Source organism: Halorubrum alkaliphilum (assembly GCF_017873815.1).
GTDB classification, from domain to species: Archaea; Halobacteriota; Halobacteria; order Halobacteriales; family Haloferacaceae; genus Halorubrum; species Halorubrum alkaliphilum.
In genome coordinates this window covers 25,100-45,181 of the sequence record NZ_JAGGKQ010000001.1, presented here as the reverse complement: position 1 = coordinate 45,181, position 20,082 = coordinate 25,100, and the positions used below count along the sequence as shown (strand labels likewise).

General features: G+C 67.1%; 17 protein-coding genes and 1 tRNA gene. 9 read left to right on the top strand and 9 right to left on the bottom strand.

The features are described from left to right. Positions 1 to 170 precede the first annotated feature (170 nt). A complete protein-coding gene (locus J2751_RS00230) occupies positions 171 to 1,070 on the bottom strand; it encodes a Vms1/Ankzf1 family peptidyl-tRNA hydrolase (RefSeq protein ID WP_209482452.1) in 900 nt (299 codons plus the stop codon). 84 nt (positions 1,071 to 1,154) lie between these two features. Beyond that, the gene (locus J2751_RS00225; RefSeq protein ID WP_209482642.1) at positions 1,155 to 1,499 is read right to left on the bottom strand and encodes a DUF5802 family protein; all 345 of its coding nucleotides are present in this window, start codon (positions 1,497 to 1,499) and stop codon (positions 1,155 to 1,157) included. A 211-nt stretch (positions 1,500 to 1,710) separates the two neighbouring features. Between J2751_RS00225 and J2751_RS00220 the strand changes: the two genes are divergently transcribed. The 3 genes from J2751_RS00220 (at position 1,711) to hisS (ending at position 6,758) form a co-directional block, all read left to right on the top strand. Next, positions 1,711 to 2,970, top strand: coding sequence for an ABC transporter substrate-binding protein (locus J2751_RS00220; protein WP_209482451.1), 1,260 nt, complete (start codon positions 1,711 to 1,713; stop codon positions 2,968 to 2,970). Next, positions 2,967 to 5,339: a methyl-accepting chemotaxis protein gene (locus J2751_RS00215; RefSeq protein WP_209482450.1), complete on the top strand. Its 2,373-nt coding sequence runs from the start codon at positions 2,967 to 2,969 to the stop codon at positions 5,337 to 5,339. Before J2751_RS00220 ends, J2751_RS00215 begins: the two co-directional genes overlap by 4 nt. 96 nt (positions 5,340 to 5,435) lie before the next feature. After that, on the top strand, positions 5,436 to 6,758 hold the full coding sequence (hisS, locus tag J2751_RS00210; RefSeq protein ID WP_209482449.1) for a histidine--tRNA ligase: 1,323 nt from the start codon (positions 5,436 to 5,438) through the stop codon (positions 6,756 to 6,758). Positions 6,759 to 6,765: 7 nt separating this feature from the next. On the opposite strand, the gene J2751_RS00205 is transcribed toward hisS, so the two are convergent. Next, positions 6,766 to 7,551 (bottom strand): Nmad3 family putative nucleotide modification protein, encoded by a 786-nt coding sequence (locus tag J2751_RS00205; RefSeq protein ID WP_209482448.1) that lies wholly within the window; start codon positions 7,549 to 7,551, stop codon positions 6,766 to 6,768. Positions 7,552 to 7,586: 35 nt separating this feature from the next. Next, positions 7,587 to 8,498, bottom strand: coding sequence for an acyltransferase (locus J2751_RS00200; protein ID WP_209482447.1), 912 nt, complete (start codon positions 8,496 to 8,498; stop codon positions 7,587 to 7,589). A gap of 137 nt (positions 8,499 to 8,635) precedes the next feature. On the opposite strand from J2751_RS00200, the gene J2751_RS00195 reads away from it, so the two are divergent. The 3 genes from J2751_RS00195 (at position 8,636) to truA (ending at position 11,236) form a co-directional block, all read left to right on the top strand. Next, complete coding sequence (locus J2751_RS00195) at positions 8,636 to 9,718, top strand: aldo/keto reductase (protein WP_209482641.1); 1,083 nt, start codon at positions 8,636 to 8,638, stop codon at positions 9,716 to 9,718. A 190-nt stretch (positions 9,719 to 9,908) separates the two neighbouring features. Continuing rightward, entirely contained in the window at positions 9,909 to 10,346 is a 438-nt protein-coding gene (locus J2751_RS00190) for a universal stress protein (RefSeq protein WP_209482446.1), read from the top strand. Continuing rightward, positions 10,343 to 11,236 carry a tRNA pseudouridine(38-40) synthase TruA gene (gene truA, locus J2751_RS00185; RefSeq protein WP_209482445.1) on the top strand — a complete coding sequence of 298 codons (894 nt, stop codon included), beginning with the start codon at positions 10,343 to 10,345 and terminating at the stop codon, positions 11,234 to 11,236. Before J2751_RS00190 ends, truA begins: the two co-directional genes overlap by 4 nt. A 45-nt stretch (positions 11,237 to 11,281) precedes the next feature. Here truA and J2751_RS00180 read toward each other — a convergent pair whose 3' ends face one another. Next, positions 11,282 to 11,881, bottom strand: coding sequence for an Rrf2 family transcriptional regulator (locus tag J2751_RS00180; RefSeq protein WP_209482444.1), 600 nt, complete (start codon positions 11,879 to 11,881; stop codon positions 11,282 to 11,284). Between the two features lie 303 nt (positions 11,882 to 12,184). On the opposite strand from J2751_RS00180, the gene nadE reads away from it, so the two are divergent. Then, positions 12,185 to 13,081 carry an NAD(+) synthase gene (gene nadE, locus J2751_RS00175; RefSeq protein ID WP_209482443.1) on the top strand — a complete coding sequence of 299 codons (897 nt, stop codon included), beginning with the start codon at positions 12,185 to 12,187 and terminating at the stop codon, positions 13,079 to 13,081. A 38-nt stretch (positions 13,082 to 13,119) separates the two neighbouring features. Here the strand turns inward: nadE and J2751_RS00170 are convergent, their stop codons facing one another. Further along, positions 13,120 to 14,583, bottom strand: a complete 1,464-nt coding sequence (locus J2751_RS00170) for a M28 family metallopeptidase (RefSeq protein WP_209482442.1) — start codon at positions 14,581 to 14,583, stop codon at positions 13,120 to 13,122. Positions 14,584 to 14,680: 97 nt separating this feature from the next. Here J2751_RS00170 and J2751_RS00165 point away from each other — a divergent pair. After that, positions 14,681 to 14,751, top strand: a tRNA-Gly gene (locus J2751_RS00165). A gap of 651 nt (positions 14,752 to 15,402) precedes the next feature. On the opposite strand, the gene J2751_RS00160 is transcribed toward J2751_RS00165, so the two are convergent. The 3 genes from J2751_RS00160 to J2751_RS00150 all read right to left on the bottom strand — a co-directional run bounded on the left by J2751_RS00160 (position 15,403) and on the right by J2751_RS00150 (position 19,107). Beyond that, positions 15,403 to 17,178, bottom strand: coding sequence for an ATP-dependent nuclease (locus J2751_RS00160; protein WP_209482441.1), 1,776 nt, complete (start codon positions 17,176 to 17,178; stop codon positions 15,403 to 15,405). Between the two features lie 102 nt (positions 17,179 to 17,280). Then, entirely contained in the window at positions 17,281 to 17,691 is a 411-nt protein-coding gene (locus J2751_RS00155; protein ID WP_209482440.1) for a hypothetical protein, read from the bottom strand. Between the two features lie 75 nt (positions 17,692 to 17,766). Then, the gene (locus J2751_RS00150) at positions 17,767 to 19,107 is read right to left on the bottom strand and encodes a KaiC domain-containing protein (protein WP_209482439.1); all 1,341 of its coding nucleotides are present in this window, start codon (positions 19,105 to 19,107) and stop codon (positions 17,767 to 17,769) included. Positions 19,108 to 19,227: 120 nt separating this feature from the next. Between J2751_RS00150 and J2751_RS00145 the strand changes: the two genes are divergently transcribed. Next, entirely contained in the window at positions 19,228 to 20,052 is an 825-nt protein-coding gene (locus tag J2751_RS00145) for an NAD(+)/NADH kinase (protein WP_209482438.1), read from the top strand. Positions 20,053 to 20,082 lie beyond the last annotated feature (30 nt).

The following is a 20,082-nucleotide window of genomic DNA, read 5'->3' as shown; positions in this document are numbered from 1 at the left end:
ATCGTTCCGGCCGGTATCGGGTCGATAGAAAGGGGGAGGGGCGTGTGACGTGTCCCTCCACGGAACGGTACGCCGAGGAGTCACATAGTCATTCGGTGTATACCCTCGGATCGGGGCGCGATTCTCGCGTGGTTAGGCGCGGGCAAACCCCGGTCACAGGCCGTAAGCGGTCAGATCGCGTGGACCCGAACCGTCCAGAAGTCCCGGAACGCGTCGTGAAGCGCCTCTTTCGGCCGGCCGGTGGCGTCGGTGACATCGGTGTAGTCGGCGTGCTCGCGGACGTCGCCGAGGACGCTCCGCTCGCCGACGACTATCGTTCGGTCCACGTCCTCAACGCCGTCTAGGACGGATCGAGCGCGTTTCAGATGGTCGTCTATCTGTCCCTCGCGCCGCCGCTCGAAGCGCCCCTGTGAGAACCCGCCCTTCGAGTGGGCGTCCTTGACGTCGGAGTCGAATCCTTCGAAATCGACGCGCTCGTCGCCCTCGTACACGCCGAGCGCGAACGTGTCCGAGCGGACGAGCGCGAACGCGAACCGGCCCGTGGGGCGGAACCACGTCGGATCGAGTCGGGGCGCGTCCGACCACTCATCGAACGGTTCGGGTGCTATCGGCGGAGAGAGCGCGACGCTCACGGCCCCGGTGTCGTCGGCGACCACGACCGCGGGTGCGGCTCGCCGAACGAGCCGGGAACGGTCGCCGAACCAGTCGGAGACGGCCGTCGGGACCGCGTCGTCGTCGGGAACGAACGCTGAGAGCACGCCCTCCGGATCCGCGCTTCGGATCCCGCGAAGCCGGTCGAGGACGTCCGCGAGTCGGTCACCGCTGGCGTCGCTCACGCGACGGAACTCCACGGTCACCACGTCGCTCTCGGCTCGATCGACACGGTCCTCGAGGGATTCGATCCGGTCTTCAAGCTGGTTGACGCGTTCCTCGGCTCGCTGACGGTCGGCGACGGCCTCCGAGCGGCGCTCGCCCTCGGCCTCTGCGCGCCGCTCCAGATGTTCCTTCTCCTCCTCGAGCGTCTCGATCCGCTCTTTCAGCTCGGCGCGGCCGAGCAGCCGGTCGATCATACCGGAGGATCGTTCCCGGGATATAAAAGGCCCATCGCCCGGAGGGAACGGTTCGCCGGTCGACGGTCGACGGCGACACCCTCGCTAGGCGTTCACGGACGGTTCCCAGCCCTCCCAGCGGAGGAGGTTCTCCGCGCGGTCGGCGTCCGCGAGCAGGACGTTCCGAGTGTCCGGAAGGGTCTCGTCGGCGATGGCTCGCGGAACCGCGAGCGTCCCGCTCGGCACCGCCTCGTCGCCGTCGACGGGGATGTGTCCGCCGCCGACCTTCATTACGAGGGGGGCATCGAGCCGTTCGAGGCCCGTTCCCGCCGCGTACAGTTGCTCGTTAACGTGTTCGTGGTCGGCCTGCTGGATGACGGCGCGCTCGCCGTCGTGGGGCTCGACGTACAGTTCCCCCAAGTAGTATCCGCTGGAAAAGCGTTCGAACATGCTGTGCGTGATAACCTCTGACACGCCAGTATATAAACGTTTCTCGGAGGATATCGATCGTGACGTTCGGAACCATGTCGTGGGCGACGGCTCGGTTCTGACGGCGGGACGAGACCGGAACGCTCCGACTTCAGTCGTGGATAGCTGATCAAATATCACTTCTGAGAATCGGGAGTTGGGAGTTAAAAACCGATCCCGATTTCGATGGCACATGTGTCCTGATAGACGGATATCGGAACACGGGCGTCGCGACCTGTTGGCCGCGACGGCCGGAGCTGCCACTCTCGGGATCAGCGGCTGTCTCGGATCGAACGCCGGGAATAGGGAAGACGGTCGGACCTCCCTGTCGGAACGGACCCTCCGGTATGGAGGTGTGATGGCGCTTTCGGGCGGATTGGGATCCGTCGGTACGCCAATCGCCGACGCGGTCGAGCTCCCGGGGAAACAGCTCGACGCGTCAGGTATCGAGGCCGACGTCGAGTGGCGGATCGAGGACTCCGGGACGACGGCGCGAGGCGGGATCGACGCGATGCGAACGCTCGTCGACGCGGGCTATCCGGCCGTTGCCGGACCGCTCGGATCCGACGTGACCCTCCAAGCGGTCCAGCAGGCCTCCATCCCGGGAGAGGTCGTCAACTGTTCGCCCGCGAGCACGACGCCGACCCTCTCGATCCTCAACGATCGCGGGTTCAGCTTTCGGACCGCGCCCGACGACTCGCTACAGGCGGTCGTCGCAGCCGAGCTCGCGGCCGACGAACACGACGCGTCGTCCGTCGCGACGCTTCACATCGCGGGCGACTACGGACGACAGCTCTCCGGCGCCTTCGCCACGTCGTTCAACGGCGAGGTACAGCGACAGGTTCCCTTTTCGGACGAGTACGAGGAGCCGCTCGCGACCGCGCTCTCCGACGATCCCGACCTGCTCTTCGTGGTCGGCTACCCGGCGGACGGTGTCGAGATCTTCGGCCACTACTACGACGGCTACGCCGGCGACGAGACCGTGTTCACCACCGACGGAATGATGGACTCGTCGCTTCCACAACAGGTGGGCGAGCCGATGACGAACGTGTACGGGACGGCCCCGTCCTCGAACGGTCCCGGGTACGACGCCTTCGCGGAGCACTACGCGTCCGAGTACGGCGAGGATCCGAGCATCTTCACCGCGAACGGCTACGACGCCGCGGCAGTGTTCCTCCTCGCGAACGCCGCCGCGGGCGAGAACGACGGGGGAAAAATACGTGGCCGGATGCGTCGCGTCGCCTCGGAGGGCGGCACTGAGGTGACGCCCGATTCTCTCACGGAGGGCGTTTGTCGGGCCGCAGCCGGCGACCCGGTTGAGTACCGAGGTGCCTCAAGCGAGGTCACGTTCGACGACAACGGCGACGTCTCCGGCATCGACTACGAGTACTTCCGGTACGAGGCCGACGGGATCGACGTCATCGAGGAGGTCTCCCCGGAGGTGGGAGCATGACCGACGGCGAACCACACCGGTCTCCCGACTCCTCGGCCGACGCCGACGAGTCCGTCGTCGGCCGGGTCGCGAGGCGTCTCACTCCCGGGGTGATACGGCGGAACTATCGGGCGAAGTTCGTGATTTCCATTCTTCTCGTCGTGGTCGTCCTCGGGGCCGTCGGTGGTGTGAACTATGTAAGCGCAGAGGCGACGGTCGAGGAAGACGCCGAACAGCAGCTCACCTCGATGGTCGACATGCACGGGGACTCGATCAACGAGTGGGCGGTGTCGATGGAGACGCACACCCGCTCTGTCTCCTCGGTACAGGCTCTCTCCGGGGCGGACGCCGGAACCGCCGAGGAAGAACTGATACAGAAACAGGCACAGCTCCCGGTCGACGTGCGGGCGGTCCACCTCGTCGACACGGCCGATGAAACGGTCGTCACGAGCACGTCACCCGATCTCCGTGGCGACTCCGTAGACGAGGTCACAGCCCCGTGGAGCGACGTCGAGCCCGGGGTCGACCTCACGTCGTCGAACGACGTCTGGAACTCTCCGACAGCCTACGAGTCGAGCGCAATGGGAGATCAGGTGATGGCGTTCGCCAGTCCCGTCGCGGGCGACGAGTCGCGCGTCGTCGTGGTCGTCGGGACGCTGGAGTACCGAGTCGACAACCTCCGGCAACTCCACGCCGACCAAGAGACGACGATCATCGGCGCGGACGGCGAGGCGATCCTCTCCAGCGACGCCGGTGCGGTGGACGCCGACCTCGACGTCGTCGGCGAACTCGGGGCGGCCCGCGACGGGACGGCGTTCGACCGCGGTGACGACGAGGTGGTGGCGTACGCCTCGACCGGCGACAAGGAGTGGGTCGCCGTCACCACCGTTCCGACCGCACAGGCGTTCGCCGCGAGCGACGCGGTCGGGACGAGCGTTCTGACGGTGATCGGTGCCGGCCTCCTCTCGCTCATGGTGGTCGGGTTCGCGTTGAATCGGCAGACGGTCGGGCCGCTGCGTGACCTCCGTGACCGCGCGGAGCGCATGGAGAGCGGCGACCTCTCGGTCGGTCTGGAGACGCCGCGGGTCGACGAGATCGGTCGGCTGTACGGGTCGTTCGGGGCGATGCGCGACTCCCTCAGCACCAAGATAGAGGAGGCCGAGACCGCACAGGAGGCCGCTGAGACGGAGCGTGAGCGGATGGCACGGCGTAACGACCGACTCCAGTCGACGGCCGACGACTACGGCGAGACGATGCGAGATGCGGCCGAGGGGGATCTCACTGTGCGGATGCGGACCGACGCGGACGACGAGGCGATGGCGGCGATCGCCGAGGAGTTCAACGAGATGATCGCGGAGATCGAGCGGACGTACGCGCAGCTCACGACGTTTGCCGACGAGGTCGCCTCGGCGTCCGAGCGGGCGACCGAGTCCACCGAAGCGGTGGCGGAAACAGCGTCGGAGGTCGCGGGATCGGTCGACGAGATCTCCCGCGGCGCGGCCGACCAGAGCGAGTCGCTGACCGAGGTGAGCGACGAGATGAGCGACCTCTCGGCGACGATCGAGGAGGTCGCCTCGTCGTCCGATCAGGTCGCCGACGCCGCAGCGCGGACGGCGGAGGCGGGCAACCGCGGGCAGGAGGCCGCCAAAGACGCGATCGCCGGGATGGAGGCGACCGAGGAGACCGTCGAGGAGGCGGTCGCGGCGATCCACGCGCTCGACGACGAGGTGAGCGAGGTGGACCAGCTGATAGACCGGATCACGGAGATCGCGGAACAGACGAACATCCTCGCGTTGAACGCCAACATCGAGGCCGCCCGTTCGGAGGGCGAGGCCGGCAAGGGGTTCGAGGTGGTCGCGGAGGAGATCAAGGCGTTGTCCGACGAGGTGAAGGACGCCGCGGAGACGGCCGAGTCCCGTATCGACGCGATCCGCGAGCGGATGGACCAGTCGACGGCCGAGGTCGAGTCGACGAGCGAACAGATCGACGACGCGGCGGAGCGCGTGGCGGCTGCCGTCGACGACCTCGAACACATCGCCGAACTCGCCGACGAGACCAACGACGGCGTTCAGGAGATCTCCGACGTCACCGAGGAGCAAGCCGCCTCCACCGAGGAGGTCGTTGCCATGGCGGACGAGGTGGCGACGATCAGCGAGGAGACCGCCTCCGAAGCGGACACGGTCGCCGCGGCCGCCGAGGAACAGACCACCTCGCTCACGGACGTTTCGGAGTCCGTCTCGTCGCTCTCCGAGCGAGCCACTCGGCTCTCGGCGACCCTCGACAGGTTCGAGACCGACGCGGACCTCGATCCGGCGGCGGACACGAATGGTACGGGGGCGGATTCCGGGTCTCGCGCGGCCGCCGATGGGGGGACGACCGGGACCGAGTGACGCGGACGCCACGGACTCTCGTCCCTGCCCACTGAGGAGCCGTCTCCCCGCCCCCGAAAGGATGCTTTCAAGCGGGCGCTTGCCGAACTCGCGTCCATGTACGACGGACTCAAAGGATTCCGCGATTTCTACCCGGGCGAACAGTCGGCCCGCCGCGAGGTGACGGACGCGATCGAGAACGCCGCGAGCCGGTACGGGTTCCGCGAGATCGCCACGCCCGCCTTGGAGCGAACGCAGATGTACGTCGACAAGTCCGGGGAGGAGATCGTCGAGGAGCTGTACGCGTTCGAGGACAAGGGTGGCCGCGGCGTTGCGCTGACGCCCGAACTCACCCCGACCGTCGCCCGGATGGTCGTCGCAAAGGGCCAGGAGCTTTCCAAGCCGATCAAGTGGACGTCGACCCGCCCGTTCTGGCGCTACGAGCAGGTCCAGCAGGGCCGGTTCCGGGAGTTCTACCAGACGAACATCGACATCTTCGGCTCGTCGGCCCCCGAAGCCGACGCCGAGGTGCTCGCGGTCGCGGCCGACGCGCTCACGTCGCTCGGACTCACCGGCGACGACTTCGAGTTCCGGGTCTCACACCGAGACGTTCTCGGCGGACTCGTTCGAGCGCTCGCGGCCGACCCCGACGCGGTCGACACCGCGGCCGCGATCCGCGCGGTCGACAAGCGCGTGAAGGTCGACGACGGCGAGTACCACGGACTCCTCTCCGACGCCGGACTCGACCGCGACACGGCTCGCGAGTTCGACGATCTGATCACGAGCGTCGAGACCGTCGACGACCTCGACGCGGTCGCCGAGGCCGGCGGCGAGGACGTCGAGGCCGCCGTCGAGAACCTCCGAAACGTGCTCGCCGCGGCCGACGACTTCGGCGCAGGCGAGTTCTGTGAGGTATCGCTGACGACCGCCCGCGGGCTCGACTACTACACCGGCGTCGTCTTCGAGTGTTTCGACTCCACCGGCGAGGTGTCGCGCTCCGTCTTCGGCGGCGGCCGCTACGACGACCTCATCGAGAGCTTCGGCGGCCAGCCAACGCCCGCGGTCGGCGTCGCGCCCGGACACGCGACGCTCAAGCTGCTCTGTCAGCGCGCGGGCGTCTGGCCGGACGAGGCCCTTTCGACCGACTACTACGTGCTCTCCGTCGGCGACACGCGAAGCGAGGCCGCCGCGCTCGCCCGTGACCTCCGCGCGCTCGGCGACGACGTGGTCGTCGAGCAGGACGTCTCGGACAGATCGTTCGGCGCGCAGCTCGGCTACGCCGACTCGATCAACGCGGAGACGGTGGTCGTGGTCGGCGAGCGCGACCTGGAGAACGGCGAGTACACGGTGAAGGACATGGAACGCGGCGACGAGACGACTGTCCCCGTCGACGAGTTCCCGCCGGAGTCCGGGCGGCCGACCTACGAGGACTACGAGTAGCGCGTCGTTATCGACGGAGCCGCGACGGGAGCCGATCGAGAAGCGTCGCCGTCGCCGCCTCGTCGAACCGCATTGGCCGCCGCCACCACGGGCCCTTCCCCGAATCGCTCGACAGATCGGTCACCAGCCGGTTCGCCTCCACACCCGCCTCGGCGACACTCAGCGGGACGACGCGGTCGAACAGTCCCGACGCGTGCGGGTCGCCGGCGGCGACGACCCGGGCGTCGAACGGGTCGCGTTTCAGATGTGCGTTGGTCGGGGTTAGCGTCGCGGCCGCGTCGCGGTCGGAAGCGTCGCGGTCGGCGGTGTCGACGACGCGCTCGATACGCATGCCGGCGAACAGATACGCGCCCCACTCGGGTGCGAGGTCGTCGTCGACGGCGGCGGGGTCGGGCGTCGCCGACCGACCCTCGCCGACCGGCCCTCCCCAGTTCGCCGGACGGAGCGTCAGGGTCGCATAAAAAAGTAGCCAGTCGCCCGGCTCCAACGCCGCGATCGGTCCCGCCTTGATCGGATAGGGGTCGCCGTACGTCGCCGCCGTCCGCCCGTGGACGCCCGGGAACTCCGGGTCCATGTGAACCGGGGTTCCTCGTAGGCTCTCGGGCAGCGAGAACGGGAGATCGAGGTCGGCGTATGTCGGCACGGGCTCGTCAACTGGAAACCCCTCGCGTGGGAGTGTTTCCGCCGATTCCGGGATCGGGACGTACGCGAAGGAGCCGTCGGGAAAGACCGGGCCGCGAAAGCCCGGCTCGTTGGTGTTGGCGGCGACGTTGACGGCGACGGCGCGGGGCATGATGGAAGCGAAGTATCGTGGAGCGACCGACCCGGCTACCTCGTCGCGCTCGGCGGACTGAGGTCGCGCTGGAACTCGTCGAACCGTTCGAGTTCGTCGTCGAGCTCGTACTCGATCTCGCGTTCGTCGCCGCGGTTGACGAGTCGGCCGTCCTCCAGCTCCTCAGCGACGTCCTCCCAGCCGGGCTTCACGCGGATGCTCCGTGCGGGCGTGCCGACGACGACGTGGTGGTCGGGCACGTCGCCCTGAACGACCGCCCGCGCGCCGACGACGCTGTTCTCGCCGACGCGACAGCCCGCGCGAACCATCGCGTCGTAGGTGACGCGAGCGTCGTCCTCGACGATCGTGTGGTAGTTGCGGACCTCCGTCTGGTCGACGAGGTCGTGGTCGTGGCTGTAGAGGTGGACCCCGTCGGAGACGGACGCGCGGTCGCCGATCGTCAGCTTGCCGCGGTCGTCGAGGTGGACGTCGTCGTGGATCACGACGTTGTCGCCGATCTCGATGTTGTGGCCATAGGTGACCGAGATTCCCTTGAAGAACCGACAGTCCTCGCCGCACTCGGCGAAGAGGTGGTTGCCGAGCATGTTCCGGAACCGGAGGGCGAACTCGACGTTGTCGGCCATCGGCGTGGCATCGAACTGCCGCCAGAGCCACTGGAGGTGTTTCGAGCGCTGGAAGCGATCCTCGTCCTTCTCCGCGTAGTACTCGGATTCCAGCGTGGCGTTACACGGGTCGTACCCCTGTAAACGAACCCGTTCGGCCTTCGACACGTCCTCGCCGTTCTGCCACGCCTCCCAGCGGTCTCGGTCCCCGTGTAAGTCGATCAGCGTGTCCCGAACGACCTCGCAGGTGTCCTCCGCCGAGGCGAGCCGCTCGTCCACCTCGTCGATGAACGCCTGGACCGACGCCTCCGCGGCGTCCGGTAGGGACACGTGTCGCTTTGTCATCGTCGACCGTTCGACGGCGATCCACAAATGGGTTCGGTTGTGCGACGACTCCGCCGGAAGGTATATACCCCCGTTCCAGTCCCCGATCGATGGGGAAGACCGCGCCCGATAAGTGGGACCGGGCCGAACGTGACGACATGTATAACCGTGAACTCGGAGGGTCCGGCGTCGAAGTGTCGGAAGTCGGCTTCGGCGCGTGGGTTGTGGGAACCGACTGGTGGGGCGACCGTTCGGACGAGCAGGCCGTCGGGATGGTCGAGGACGCCCTCGACGCCGGCGTCACCTACGTCGATACCGGGGACGTGTACGGCCACGGCGACAGCGAGCGGATCGTCGGCGAGGCGATCGACGGCCGTCGCGACGAGGTGACGCTCTCGACGAAGATCGGCTACGACTTCTACGACAACCCGCAGGCCGGCCACGGCGAGCTCCCGAAGGAGCTGAACGAGGAGTACCTCCGCGAGGCGCTGGAATCGTCGCTGGACAGGCTCGACACCGACTACGTCGACGTGCTCCAGCTACACAACGCGAACGTCGACGAGGTGACGCCCGAGGTTCGGGACCTCCTCCGCGAGTGGAAGACGGAGGGTCGCGTCCGGGCGCTCGGCTGGGCGCTCGGCCCCTCGATCGGCTGGCTCGCCGAGGGCGACGCGGCGGTCGAGTACGAGGAGTTCGACGCGGTTCAGACCGTGTTCAATCTCTTCGAACAGGAGCCGGGCCGCCACTTCATCGACACGATCCGCGATAGCGGTTCCGACACCTCCGTCATCGCGCGCGTCCCGCACTCCTCGGGACTGCTCAACGAGCAGGTGACGCCGGACACCGTCCTCGAGGACGGCGACCACCGCTCGCACCGCCCGAAGGAGTGGTACGAGGCCGGCTGGGAGAAGGTCGAGGCGATCCGGTTCCTCGAGAACCCGGAGGACGCCGAGGGAACGGCGGGAACGAGGACGCTTGGTCAGGCGTCGATCCGCTGGCTGCTCGCCCACGACGAGGTCGCCTCCGTCACCCCGACGTTCCGGAACGCCGACGACATCGCCGAGTGGAGCGCCGCCAGCGACGTCCCGCCGATCACGGACGCCGAGTACGAGCGGCTGGAGGAGCTGTACGCGACGAACTTCGGCATCGACCGCGACGACGGAATGGACGCGCTCCGCACCTCAGTCGACGGCGAGGACATCGCCGCTGCGGGTCTCGACAAGCGAGCGGCCTCGTACTGAGCGGTCGCTAACGGGCGTTAGCGTGGTGGCTCGGAGGAAAGCCCATCGTCACACGGGGCTCGGTGGGGGTAACACGTCGTCACGGCCACCACGACCGTCGTTACGCCGTGAGGGTGATAAATCAACCGTGACCGAGCGACGGACGACTTTGGCCGGTACCGTTTTGCGCCCGGCGGATCCACCTTTCGGCATGTACGACGACATTCTGCTGCCGGTCGCGCCGGGAAGCGCCGCCAACGACGCGGTCCCGCACGCGCGGAGTCTCGCCGAGCGCTACGACGCGACCGTCCACGTCGTGAGCGCGGTCGACACGCTCGAACACACGCTGAGCGGCCCTCGCGTCGCGTCGCTCGCCGATCGCGTCGAGGCGGGGGCGGAACGGCGAGTCGAGACGGTGACGACGGAACTCGAGGAGGCGGGGATCGACGTCGTCGGCAACGTCATCCACGGGGATCCGCTTCAAGTCATCAAAAACGCCATCGAGGACACCGGGGCGGACATCGTCGTGATGCCGACCCATACCCGCACCGGCCTCCAGCGCGTCCTCCTAGGGAGCGTCACGGAGAAGATCGTGCGGGTGTCCCCGGTTCCGGTCGTCACCGTTCCGATGGCCGACCGCGAGACGTGACCAGCGCCTTTCGGGTCGCCTACGACGGCCGCGAGTATGCGGGGTTCCAGCGACAGCCACACGCGACGACCGTCGAGGGGACGCTGTTGCGGGCGCTGGCAGATCACGGTATCGTCGAGCGCGGCGACGGTCCGACCCACGCCACGCCGCCGAGCTACGCCGCGGCTGGCCGCACGGACGCGGGAGTCTCCGCGGTCGCCCAGACGGTCGCCTTCGATGCGCCCGACTGGCTCACGCCGCGAGCGTTCAACGGCCATCTCCCCGGGTCGATCCGCGTCTGGGGAGCCGCGGATGTCGACGACGGCTTCCACGCGACCCACCACGCGGTGTGTCGGACCTACCGGTATCACCTGTACGCGCCGCGAGGAGGCGGTTCGGAGTCGGCCGCGACCGGTCCTGAATCCGACGGCTCGACAATCGACGACGGCGCGGTTCACGACGTACTTGACCGGCTCTCGGGGGAACACGACTTCCACAATCTCACGAGCGACGACCGCGGGACGACTCGGGACCTCCGGGCGACGGCGACCCGCGAGGACGACGTACTCGTCATCGAGGTGGCCGCCGACGGGTTCCCGCGGGCACTCGTCCGCCGACTCGCCGCCGTCGTCGAGACGGTCGGACGGGGGACGGCCGAGCCCGCGTTCGTCGATCGACTCCTCGATCCGGAGCCGATCCCGGGAGAACACGGTGTCGGACCCGCACCGCCGGAGCCGCTCGTTCTGTGGACCGTCGAGTACGATGGCCTCGAGTTCGCAGTCGACGCGGAGGCGGCCGCGAGCGCACTGGACGTCTTCGGCGAACGATATCGCGACGCCCGTCACGCCGCGGCGGCAACCGGAGCGATCCGCGACCGGATCCGGACCCGGATCACGAACGTCGAGGCGTGATATTCGTAGTCTCGGGCGAACAGAGCCGGCTGCGATCGACGTCGTTCAGTCGCTTGCGGAACGAGCCGTCGCCGTCTCGTTCGTCGCCTCGTTCGTCGCCTCGTTCGTCGTCGCCTCGTTCGTCGTCGGGGGTGCCGTCTCCATGGAGTCGACCCGGATCATCAACGTGTTTCCGTCGATGTCCGCGGCGTCGACGACGCCGGACAGTCGGAGGCCGGCGGCCGGCGTCGGCCCGACGGTCACGCGGTCGCCGCCCGCAAACGGCCGGACAGAGCCGTGAAGCACGACTTCCGCACGGCACAGTTCGGGGTTGTTGACGCTGGAGAGGTCGATCTCGCGGACCGTCACGCCCTCGACCGGCGTTCCGCTCCGCTCGACCGGAACGGGCTCCGAATCACGGAGTCGCCGTAGATCGAGTACGTCGTACGCCTTCTCCGTCGGCTTGTACCCGCCGTCCGGCCCGGCGACGCCCTCGACGAGTCCCAGCGAACGGAGGCTCTGCATCCGATTCCGGACGGTCCCCGGGTTTCGGTCGATCCCGTCAGCGATCTCCCGACCACAGATGACGCTCTCCTCGTCGTCCGCGAGGTTCACGAGCGACGTGAGGATCCGCTTCTGACTCGCGCTCAGCTCTAACGTAGACATACAGGGGAAACGCAGTCGTTACTGTATAAACGTTAGGTTATATACACCTTATATTCTTAGATACGGCAAATTACGGTCGATATGGTATAATACTGTAAGATTATGTGTTGAGGCACACGGACGGTCGATTTCGACCCACAGGAGACGTGGATCTCCTCGGGTTTCGACCGAGCAACCCGGATCGGTGATCGGTCGGAAAGTAGTGGTCGGCGAGACCGCCGACCGGATCCGATCGGGGCGCAGATTCCCTTATATAATACCCACGGAGCGTATTTATGCGTCGATCGGCGACCGCCATCCGTGATGAACACTTCCACGCGTACTGACGAGGGGACCGCGACGACCGGTTCGTCTCCGGGACACGTCGACTTCGACCCGGGGGCGGAGATTGACCGAATAGCGTCGTTCGTTCGGGCGACCGTCGACGCCGCGAACGCGAACGGCGTCGTGATCAACATGAGCGGCGGGCTCGACTCGACGGTCACCGCCGCGGTCGCCGTCGAAGCACTCGGCCCGGATCGAGTGTACGGGTTGATACTTCCGTGTAACAAGCTCGGCGCGCTTCACGCACGGGACGCCGAGGGGATCGCCGAAGCGTTGGGGATCGAGCACGACACGATCCACCTCCAACCGCTCTTCGCACAGTTCGGAACCGTAGCCCCGGACCGGTTCGACCTCCACGACGAGCCGACGCTCACGGGCAACGCCATCGCACGGCTGCGCATGACCCTCGCGTATCTCGCCGCCAACGCGACCGGTCGGCTCGTGTGCGGGACGACCAATCGAAGCGAGCGACTCCTCGGCTACGTGACCAAACACGGCGACGGAGCTGCCGACCTACTGCCGATCGGCCACCTGTACAAGACAGAGGTCAGGGCCCTCGCCGAGGAGCTCGACGTTCCCGAGTTCGTCGTCGACAAACCGCCGTCCGCCGGCTTTCTGCCCGGCCAGCGCGACGTCGACGACCTCGGCGCGCCGTACGAGGTGATCGACCCGGTCCTCCGGGTTGCGGTCGACGACGGGATCGACGGCGAGACGGCCGATACGGGCCTCGATCCCGACGCGGTCGCCTCACGGATCGGCGGCGACGTCGATCCGGACGTCGTCGCCCGGCTCCTCGACCGATACCGGGCGACGGTACATAAACGATCCACGCCGCCGATACCGGAGAGGAACGAGTCGGATCCGGTCGACGAGTAGCGCGGATCGGCGGGTGACACGGTTCACCCGGTCGTCCCTCACTCCCACTCGGCGGGCCACAGGTCGGCCGCACGCATCCCGGTTTCGAATCCTGCCTCCCGGAACGCGGCCGCGAGCGCGTTCGGATCGAGCCGTGATGGCTCCCGGTCGACCGCCGCAAACCCGGCGACGAGCAGTGCCGTCAACCCGGCGTGTTCCCGGACGGTTCGGTCGTCGACCTTGTCCCTCGTGTCCGCGTGCGTGTGCCCCCACCCACGACCGCGTTCGCCGGAATCGCTGTGGAGCTGAAGCGCGGGCACGCCGCGCCGAACGAACGGCCACTGGTCGGAGAAGGGATGCGGCTCCGGCTCCACGTCGATGGGGTGTCGCGTCGCCGCCGAGACGGCGTTCACGACCGAGGCGGCGTCGTCGGAGGTGTGTGTCAGCGCCACGAGGTCGCGGAACCGACCCGCGCCGTCCGCGTTGACGACGCCGCGAACGGAACCGAGATCGGTCCTCTCCGCGAGGCGTTCGGAGCCGAGGAGTCCGACCTCCTCACAGCCGACCGCGACGACGTCGACGCCGATCGGAAGCAGTTCGTCGTCCGCCCCGTACGCCTCGGCCAGGATCCCGGCCGCGGTGACGATCGTCGCGATCCCACAGCCGTTGTCCAGTGCGCCCTCCGCGATGTCGTGGCCGTCGTAGTGTGCGAGCAGCAGCAGGCGCTCCTCGGTGTCGGGACCGACCCGCCCGATCACGTTTCTCGACTCTCCGGGCGTCGTTTCGGCGTCGACTGAACACTCGACGCTCGCGACCGGACCGGCCGTGTTCGCGGCGTACTCGCGGAGCCACTCGCCGGTTTCCTTCGAGACGCCGACCGCCGGGGCCGCCGCTTCCTCGCCGAAGGTGAGCGACCCGGTCGGCGGTAGCTGGCCGTCGAGGTGGTTGACGAAGACGAACCCGACCGCGCCGGACTCGACCGCGTAGCCGAACTTCTCCATGCGATGGACGAACCGGGAGTCCGCGGGCGTCGTCGTCGACGCGACCGCGATCCGCCCCTCGACGTCGACGGCGTCGACCTCCTCGGGCGTGCCGTACCCCACGTCGACGAGCGCGCCCCCGACGTCCCCGGCCGGAGAGTACGGAAGCGCGAGGGCCTCGAAGGACCGCGTCCGATCGCTGCCGTTCCGTCCGGGCGTCGTGACGCGGAGGTCGGCGTCTCCCCGCTCCCACGCCGCGATCCCGAACGAATCGGATCGGACGTTTCGCAGCCCCGCGCGCTCGAAGGCGTCGACGACGAGGTCGGCCGCGCGCCGTTCCCCCTCGCTGCCCGCCATGCGGCTCCCGATCGCGGTGAGATCGGTCAGGAAGCGCCACGGCTCGGCGTCGGTCCACGCGCGGCCGATGGAGGGTGCGAGTCGCTCGCGGTGGTCATGAACGCGCTCAAGAGTGGCAGGGTCGTGTTCCGCACGGTGATCGCTTTCGGTTGGCGGGTGGTCCGCTTCGGACGTTTCCTCTCTCATACCGATCCCTCCGTCGGACGGGAGTTAATCCTGTGGGCAGCCCCCGAGACCGTGAAAGCGCTACGTTGAAGTGGGACGGTCGGATACGACGAATCGGGCACCGTTGGTCCAGTGGTAGGACATTAGCTTCCCAAGCTAATAGCCCGGGTTCAATTCCCGGACGGTGCATTCCTGCGGAATCGAAACAGACGAGATCGGAGCGTACCAACGGAGCGGTCGTTTATAAATGAGAGAGTGGTGTTGCTGGCGGGGGGTTTATAAGTGATCGAAAACGGAGTAGACGCCACCGCAGTCCCGACCGTTCGTTTATAAGTAGTTGACTGCGGATCGTCGGTGGAGACCTCCAAAGCCCCATCCGTGCGGGCGGCGTAGGTGACGTAAGCAGTGTGGCGCTCCGCGCCACGGGCAGCCGGCGGCTCCGCCGCCGGCGACACCGCAACGAGGGAGCTTGCGACCGAGTGAGGAGCGCAACGAGCGTACGCCGCCCGCACGGCAGCGAGGCGCTCCCCGCCTCTGGCAGCCGGACGTAGTCCGGCGACTGCCCTTTTGAGTCCCACCCCGAACCGCAACCGCCACCGCACCTCACACCTCCCCAGCCTCGTCGGGGGCCCCCCCCCCCCCCCCGGGGGGGGGGGGCCCCCCGACTCCCTCGCGCGGTCGTTCGCGGCCCTCCGGGCCGCTCACGGCGCGCGCCACCGCATCGATCACTTATAAGTGGTTGACAACGCCGCTCACACCCATTTAAATACGGTCTCGTCGCCGTCGATCCGAGCGATTCACTCCCGCTATCGATCAATGCGTGATAAATAAGCGTGGCGGCTACCCGCCGAACAGCGACTCGAAGAACCCGGTCTTCCGGTCGCCGTCGAAGTGTCCGAGCGTCCGGTTCAGTTCACGAGCCAGCGACCCGAACGCCTTCCGGGTGTCCATGTCCACCTCGTCGGCGAACTCCCCGCGATGTCGTTGGAGGTACGTTGCGGGCCGCGATCGCTCGAACGAGCCGTCGGCGATCCCGTGTTCCGCGAAGTACCGGTCGAGTCGGTCGACGATCGGCCCCGTCGACGCGACGTCGGCGAGTCCCGCGCTCGTTACGCGGTCCGGGGCCCCGGAGGCGGCCGAGAACTCACCGGCGTACGTCCGGTTGACGAGTTCGAGATAGAACGACTCCGAGAGGACGTCCTCGATCGTCGCGTCTCCGTCGACGAGCGCGTGTGAACCGATTCCGACGACGGTGACGTCTCCGGGAGGCGGAGAGCCGCCGAGCTCCGTTCCGTCGTGAACGATCGCGACCTCCCGTTCGCCGGTGTCGAAGACGGACCGAACCGTCGCCGTGTTTTCGAGGGTACCGATCGGGAGGACGGTCCACCCGCGATCCAACACCGGCGCGTCGGTGTCCTCAAGCAGGTCGGAGACGTTATAGAGGTACTCGTAGGTCGTTCCGTCCTCAACCAACAGGAGTTGCGACCGCGACACCATCGTCTCCATCACGCCGAGCTCGAACACGTTCTGGAGCGGGAACCGCGTGTACGCGTCCGCGTCGTCGGGATCCGAGAGCACGGTGGATCCGGTTTCCGGATCCTTGTGGATCATCTTCGTCCGGTGGGCCCGGTCGAGATCGATCATGAACGGCGAGTGGGTGCTGTACATAACGGTCCCATCGGCAGCGATCTCCTCGTCGAGGAACGAGAGGAACTCGCGTTTGGCCTTGGGATGGAGATGGAGACCCGGCTCGTCAAGCAGTAGGACCACCTCCTCGTCCGCATCCCGGAGGGCAAACAGGGTACAGAACGTCGAAAAGAACCAGCGGAACCCCTGTGATCGCTGGTCGAACTCGACGGTCACTCCATGATGTGGGTTCTCGACGCGCACCTCCACCGTTCGCGACTCCCCGTCGACCCCGCGGAGTCGAACCACCACGTCGTCCGCTTGGCTCCAGTAGTCGGTGACCGCGCTCGTCACCTCGCTTGAGGCGGCCTCGAGATCGGTGAGCGTCTCGCGCCAGTCCTCCTGCCGAAGCGAGTCGACCGACAGGTCGGCCACCGAGAGCAACGACTCGAACACGCGATCCGAGGCGGTTCGTTCGCCCGTTTCGACCCGCTCGGCGAACGCGTCGAGGTCGATGGACGCGTCCAGCGAGCTGTACTCTCCGACGTACTGGAACGCCGGGAGCTCGGGAGCGAGCACTTCCTCACCGATCTGGTCGGCGGCGGCCGCCGTCGACTCGTCGACTTCGATATCCCAGTGCCGGTCGTTCGCGTAGTCCTTCGTCACCACGACCGTTCCGTTCGGAGCGCGGCCCCCGTGCTCGTCGAGCAGGGAACGCTCCTCCCGGTCGAGCGCGAACTCGACGCTCACGACCGGGTCGGGGTTGTCGTCGTGTCGGTCCTTGTATTCGGACCACCGACGTCTCGGATAGTCCTCGTACGGCGTGAACGAACTCTCCCCCTGAGCGGGGTTGAGACGCGTCAGCGCCTCCATGAGGACGGTCTTTCCGGATTCGTTTTTTCCGATGAGGCAGGTGAGATCGTCGATCTCGACCCACCCCGTATCGTCGATGCTCTTGTAGTTCCTGACGCGTGCGCGTTCTGGCTTCATAACTGGTTGTCGCTCGAAAAACGGATGGGATTCGTGGATGATACTCCGGAACCGGGTCGAGCGGGTGCCGGAGCGCGTCGCGTCCGGACCACCACTCGCTCGTTACCGCGGGCGCTCCTCTTCGGGCGTCCGAAGCTTCGAGACGTCGAACGCCACGTCCGGTTCATCGATCGTCTCTCCGACCGCCTCGAAGACGTGGACCCGATCCGCCCGGAAGATACGGGCACTGAAGATGTTGTCCCGAATATACGTCGGGATACCCCTATCGAGCGGGGTCACGATGACGAGGTCTTCGTCCTTGTCAACGATGAGCTCGACGAACGCGACCTCGCCACCGACGACGCCCGCTATCACGTCTCCCGGGTATATTTTGGGGTCCTTCATGTTGTCCGGGACGAACGGTTCGGTGTCAGCGACGGGTGGGACATCGAACTCGCCCGTTAGGGGGAGGTCGTCGACCGTCGCGTTCGGGTGTACGTATATCTCTCGTCGATCGTCGGCAAATCGTTGCATACACCGATTTATATGGGCGGATCAGTAATAACGTACGTACCATCCCAGTAAGGTATTTGCGACCGATCGGGGATCTCAGAAGATGTTCGCCTGTCGGTACACGGATATCCCGGCGTTCGTTATCTCGTAGGGCTTGGTCTCACGGGAGTGGTTCGCGTCACGGATCTTCTGTATCTCGACGGCGAGTCTCGTCTCACGGAAGTCGGACCCTCGGACGTACTGGAGAACGAACACCGCGTCGGTGAGGTACTCGACGATCCCGTACCGCGAGGAGTAGGGCGTCTCGTCGCTGGCCTCCGAGGTGAGAAGCGTCGTCACGCCCGCCTCCTTCAGCGATCGTGTGAACCCGAACACCTCGGAACGGCGCTTGGCCGGGTGATCGTACATCATCTCCAACAGCGAGACGGAGTCGAGCACCAACCGATCCGCCTCGAACGACTCGATGAGTCTCGCGAGATCGTTTCGAATGGAAGCGAGCGAGTTCGCCATCTCGATCGGGTCGAGCGCGGCGACCGCCAGTCGTCCGGCCTCCGCGTGCTCCCGGAACGGCCATCCCTTCTCCTCGGCGGTCGAGAGGATCGACTCGCGGCTCTGTTCGAGAGTGATGTACACTCCGCGATCGCCCGACTCCAGCGCCTCGTTGAGGAACTGGAGCGCGAACGTCGTTTTCCCCGTCCCGGCACCGCCGATGACCGACAACAACGACCGGCTGGGAACCCCGCCGAGGATCATCTCGTCGAGACCGGCGATGCCGATGTCCGTCCGATCGATGTCGGAGTCCAGTTCCGCCGCCGCGTCCTCGTCGAACCCGCTCGGAGCCTCCGTGTCCATCGACCGTGACCCGCCAAAGGGATCGTCACCCACGTTCCCGGCGGATCCGCTACCTCCGAAGGGGTCGCCCTCTCCGAAAGATCCTCCTCCGAACGGATCGTCGCTGTCCCCATTGCCACCACCGCCGCCGAACGGATCGTTACCATCCCCACTGTCTCCACCACCTCCGAACGGATCGTCCTGCCCGAAAGACCCACCTCCGAACGACTCATCACCGCCGCTACCGCCTCCGAACGGATCGTCCTGCCCGAAGGACCCGGATCCGGAGGATCCGGAGCTGGAGGCTCCGGAGTTGGAGGATTCGGACGGTTCCTGCTCGCGACCGCTCCCGTTCGGTGATCGCTCGGCCGACACGTCGACATCGCCATCCGATCGGCTCTCGACTGCGTCGTCCAGTTCCGCCTCGTCGTCCGGTTCCGCCTCGTCGTCGGATCCCTCCCTCGCTTGCGGTTCGATCCCGTCATCGGGGCGTGACTCGTCGTCCTGTACGTGCTCCTCCTCGGCGGCGGCCTCGGACTCGGGACCCTCCTCGTCGAGCTCACGAAGCGCGCGCTCGAACCAGTCCTCGTCGTCGTCCTCGCTCATGGTTCCGGGCGGCCGCACAGGGTCGCCATATGGCCCGAAACGGGGGCCGATGGTTTGAACCTTTCCGGAGCCGGGACGATGTCCACATGCTTTTACTCCGGCCCGCGAGACCTAGCGGGTATGGAGATCGGAATCGTGGCCCGGAAAGGAAACCCGGACGCAGCAGCGGTTGCTGCCCGGGTTCGAGACGCGGTCCGTGCCCGCGGGGCATCCGTCTGGGTCGACGATCAGACCGCGAGCGCCATCGGCGAGGATCGTGGCCGATCCGTCGACGCGCTCGTGGACTGCGACCTCGCGGTCGCGATCGGCGGCGACGGGACCTTCCTCTTCGTCGCGCGAAACGCCGGTGGCACTCCCGTCCTCGGAGTCAACCTCGGCGAGGTCGGGTTCCTCAACGTCGTTTCGCCGGACGAGGCGGAGGAAGCAGTCCTCTCGGCCGTCGAGGCGTTCCGTGACGGCTCGATGAGCGTCCGGGAGTCCCCACGGCTTGCCGCCCGGACCGACGGCTGGGAGTCCGTTCCCGCGGCCAACGAGGTCGTGGTTCAGGGTGATCGGCGCGGGCCCGGAGGAGGGATCGCCTACGAACTGGGCGTCAACGGATCCCGATACTCGACCGGACACGCTGACGGCGTCCTCGTGGCGACGCCGACCGGTTCGACTGCGTACAACCTCTCGGAGAGGGGGCCGATCGTTCACCCCGACGTTGCGGGTCTGGTCGTCAACGAAATGGTCTCCGAGACCGGAATGCCCCCGCTCGTGGTCGGCGTCGACGCGACCGTGACGGTTTCCGTCTCGGATCCCGATGGGGCTGTAGTGGTAGGCGACGGACGAAACGCCACGGAACTGGACGGGCCGGTCGAGGTGACCGTCGAACGGACGACGCCGCCCATGCGGATCGCGGGCCCGGACTCCGATTTCTTCCGTGCGCTCGACAAACTGTCCTGACGGGCGATCGGGCGCCCGCGACGCACAACG

Bases quoted from the DNA above. Each gene is read 5' to 3' on its own strand.
- J2751_RS00230 (WP_209482452.1), bottom strand. From the start codon at position 1,070: ATGATCGACCGGCTGCTCGGCCGCGCCGAGCTGAAAGAGCGGATCGAG.
- J2751_RS00225 (WP_209482642.1), bottom strand. From the start codon at position 1,499: ATGTTCGAACGCTTTTCCAGCGGATACTACTTGGGGGAACTGTACGTC.
- J2751_RS00220 (WP_209482451.1), top strand. From the start codon at position 1,711: ATGTGTCCTGATAGACGGATATCGGAACACGGGCGTCGCGACCTGTTG.
- J2751_RS00215 (WP_209482450.1), top strand. From the start codon at position 2,967: ATGACCGACGGCGAACCACACCGGTCTCCCGACTCCTCGGCCGACGCC.
- hisS (WP_209482449.1), top strand. From the start codon at position 5,436: ATGTACGACGGACTCAAAGGATTCCGCGATTTCTACCCGGGCGAACAG.
- J2751_RS00205 (WP_209482448.1), bottom strand. From the start codon at position 7,551: ATGCCCCGCGCCGTCGCCGTCAACGTCGCCGCCAACACCAACGAGCCG.
- J2751_RS00200 (WP_209482447.1), bottom strand. From the start codon at position 8,498: ATGACAAAGCGACACGTGTCCCTACCGGACGCCGCGGAGGCGTCGGTC.
- J2751_RS00195 (WP_209482641.1), top strand. From the start codon at position 8,636: ATGTATAACCGTGAACTCGGAGGGTCCGGCGTCGAAGTGTCGGAAGTC.
- J2751_RS00190 (WP_209482446.1), top strand. From the start codon at position 9,909: ATGTACGACGACATTCTGCTGCCGGTCGCGCCGGGAAGCGCCGCCAAC.
- J2751_RS00180 (WP_209482444.1), bottom strand. From the start codon at position 11,881: ATGTCTACGTTAGAGCTGAGCGCGAGTCAGAAGCGGATCCTCACGTCG.
- nadE (WP_209482443.1), top strand. From the start codon at position 12,185: ATGAACACTTCCACGCGTACTGACGAGGGGACCGCGACGACCGGTTCG.
- J2751_RS00170 (WP_209482442.1), bottom strand. From the start codon at position 14,583: ATGAGAGAGGAAACGTCCGAAGCGGACCACCCGCCAACCGAAAGCGAT.
- J2751_RS00160 (WP_209482441.1), bottom strand. From the start codon at position 17,178: ATGAAGCCAGAACGCGCACGCGTCAGGAACTACAAGAGCATCGACGAT.
- J2751_RS00155 (WP_209482440.1), bottom strand. From the start codon at position 17,691: ATGCAACGATTTGCCGACGATCGACGAGAGATATACGTACACCCGAAC.
- J2751_RS00150 (WP_209482439.1), bottom strand. From the start codon at position 19,107: ATGAGCGAGGACGACGACGAGGACTGGTTCGAGCGCGCGCTTCGTGAG.
- J2751_RS00145 (WP_209482438.1), top strand. From the start codon at position 19,228: ATGGAGATCGGAATCGTGGCCCGGAAAGGAAACCCGGACGCAGCAGCG.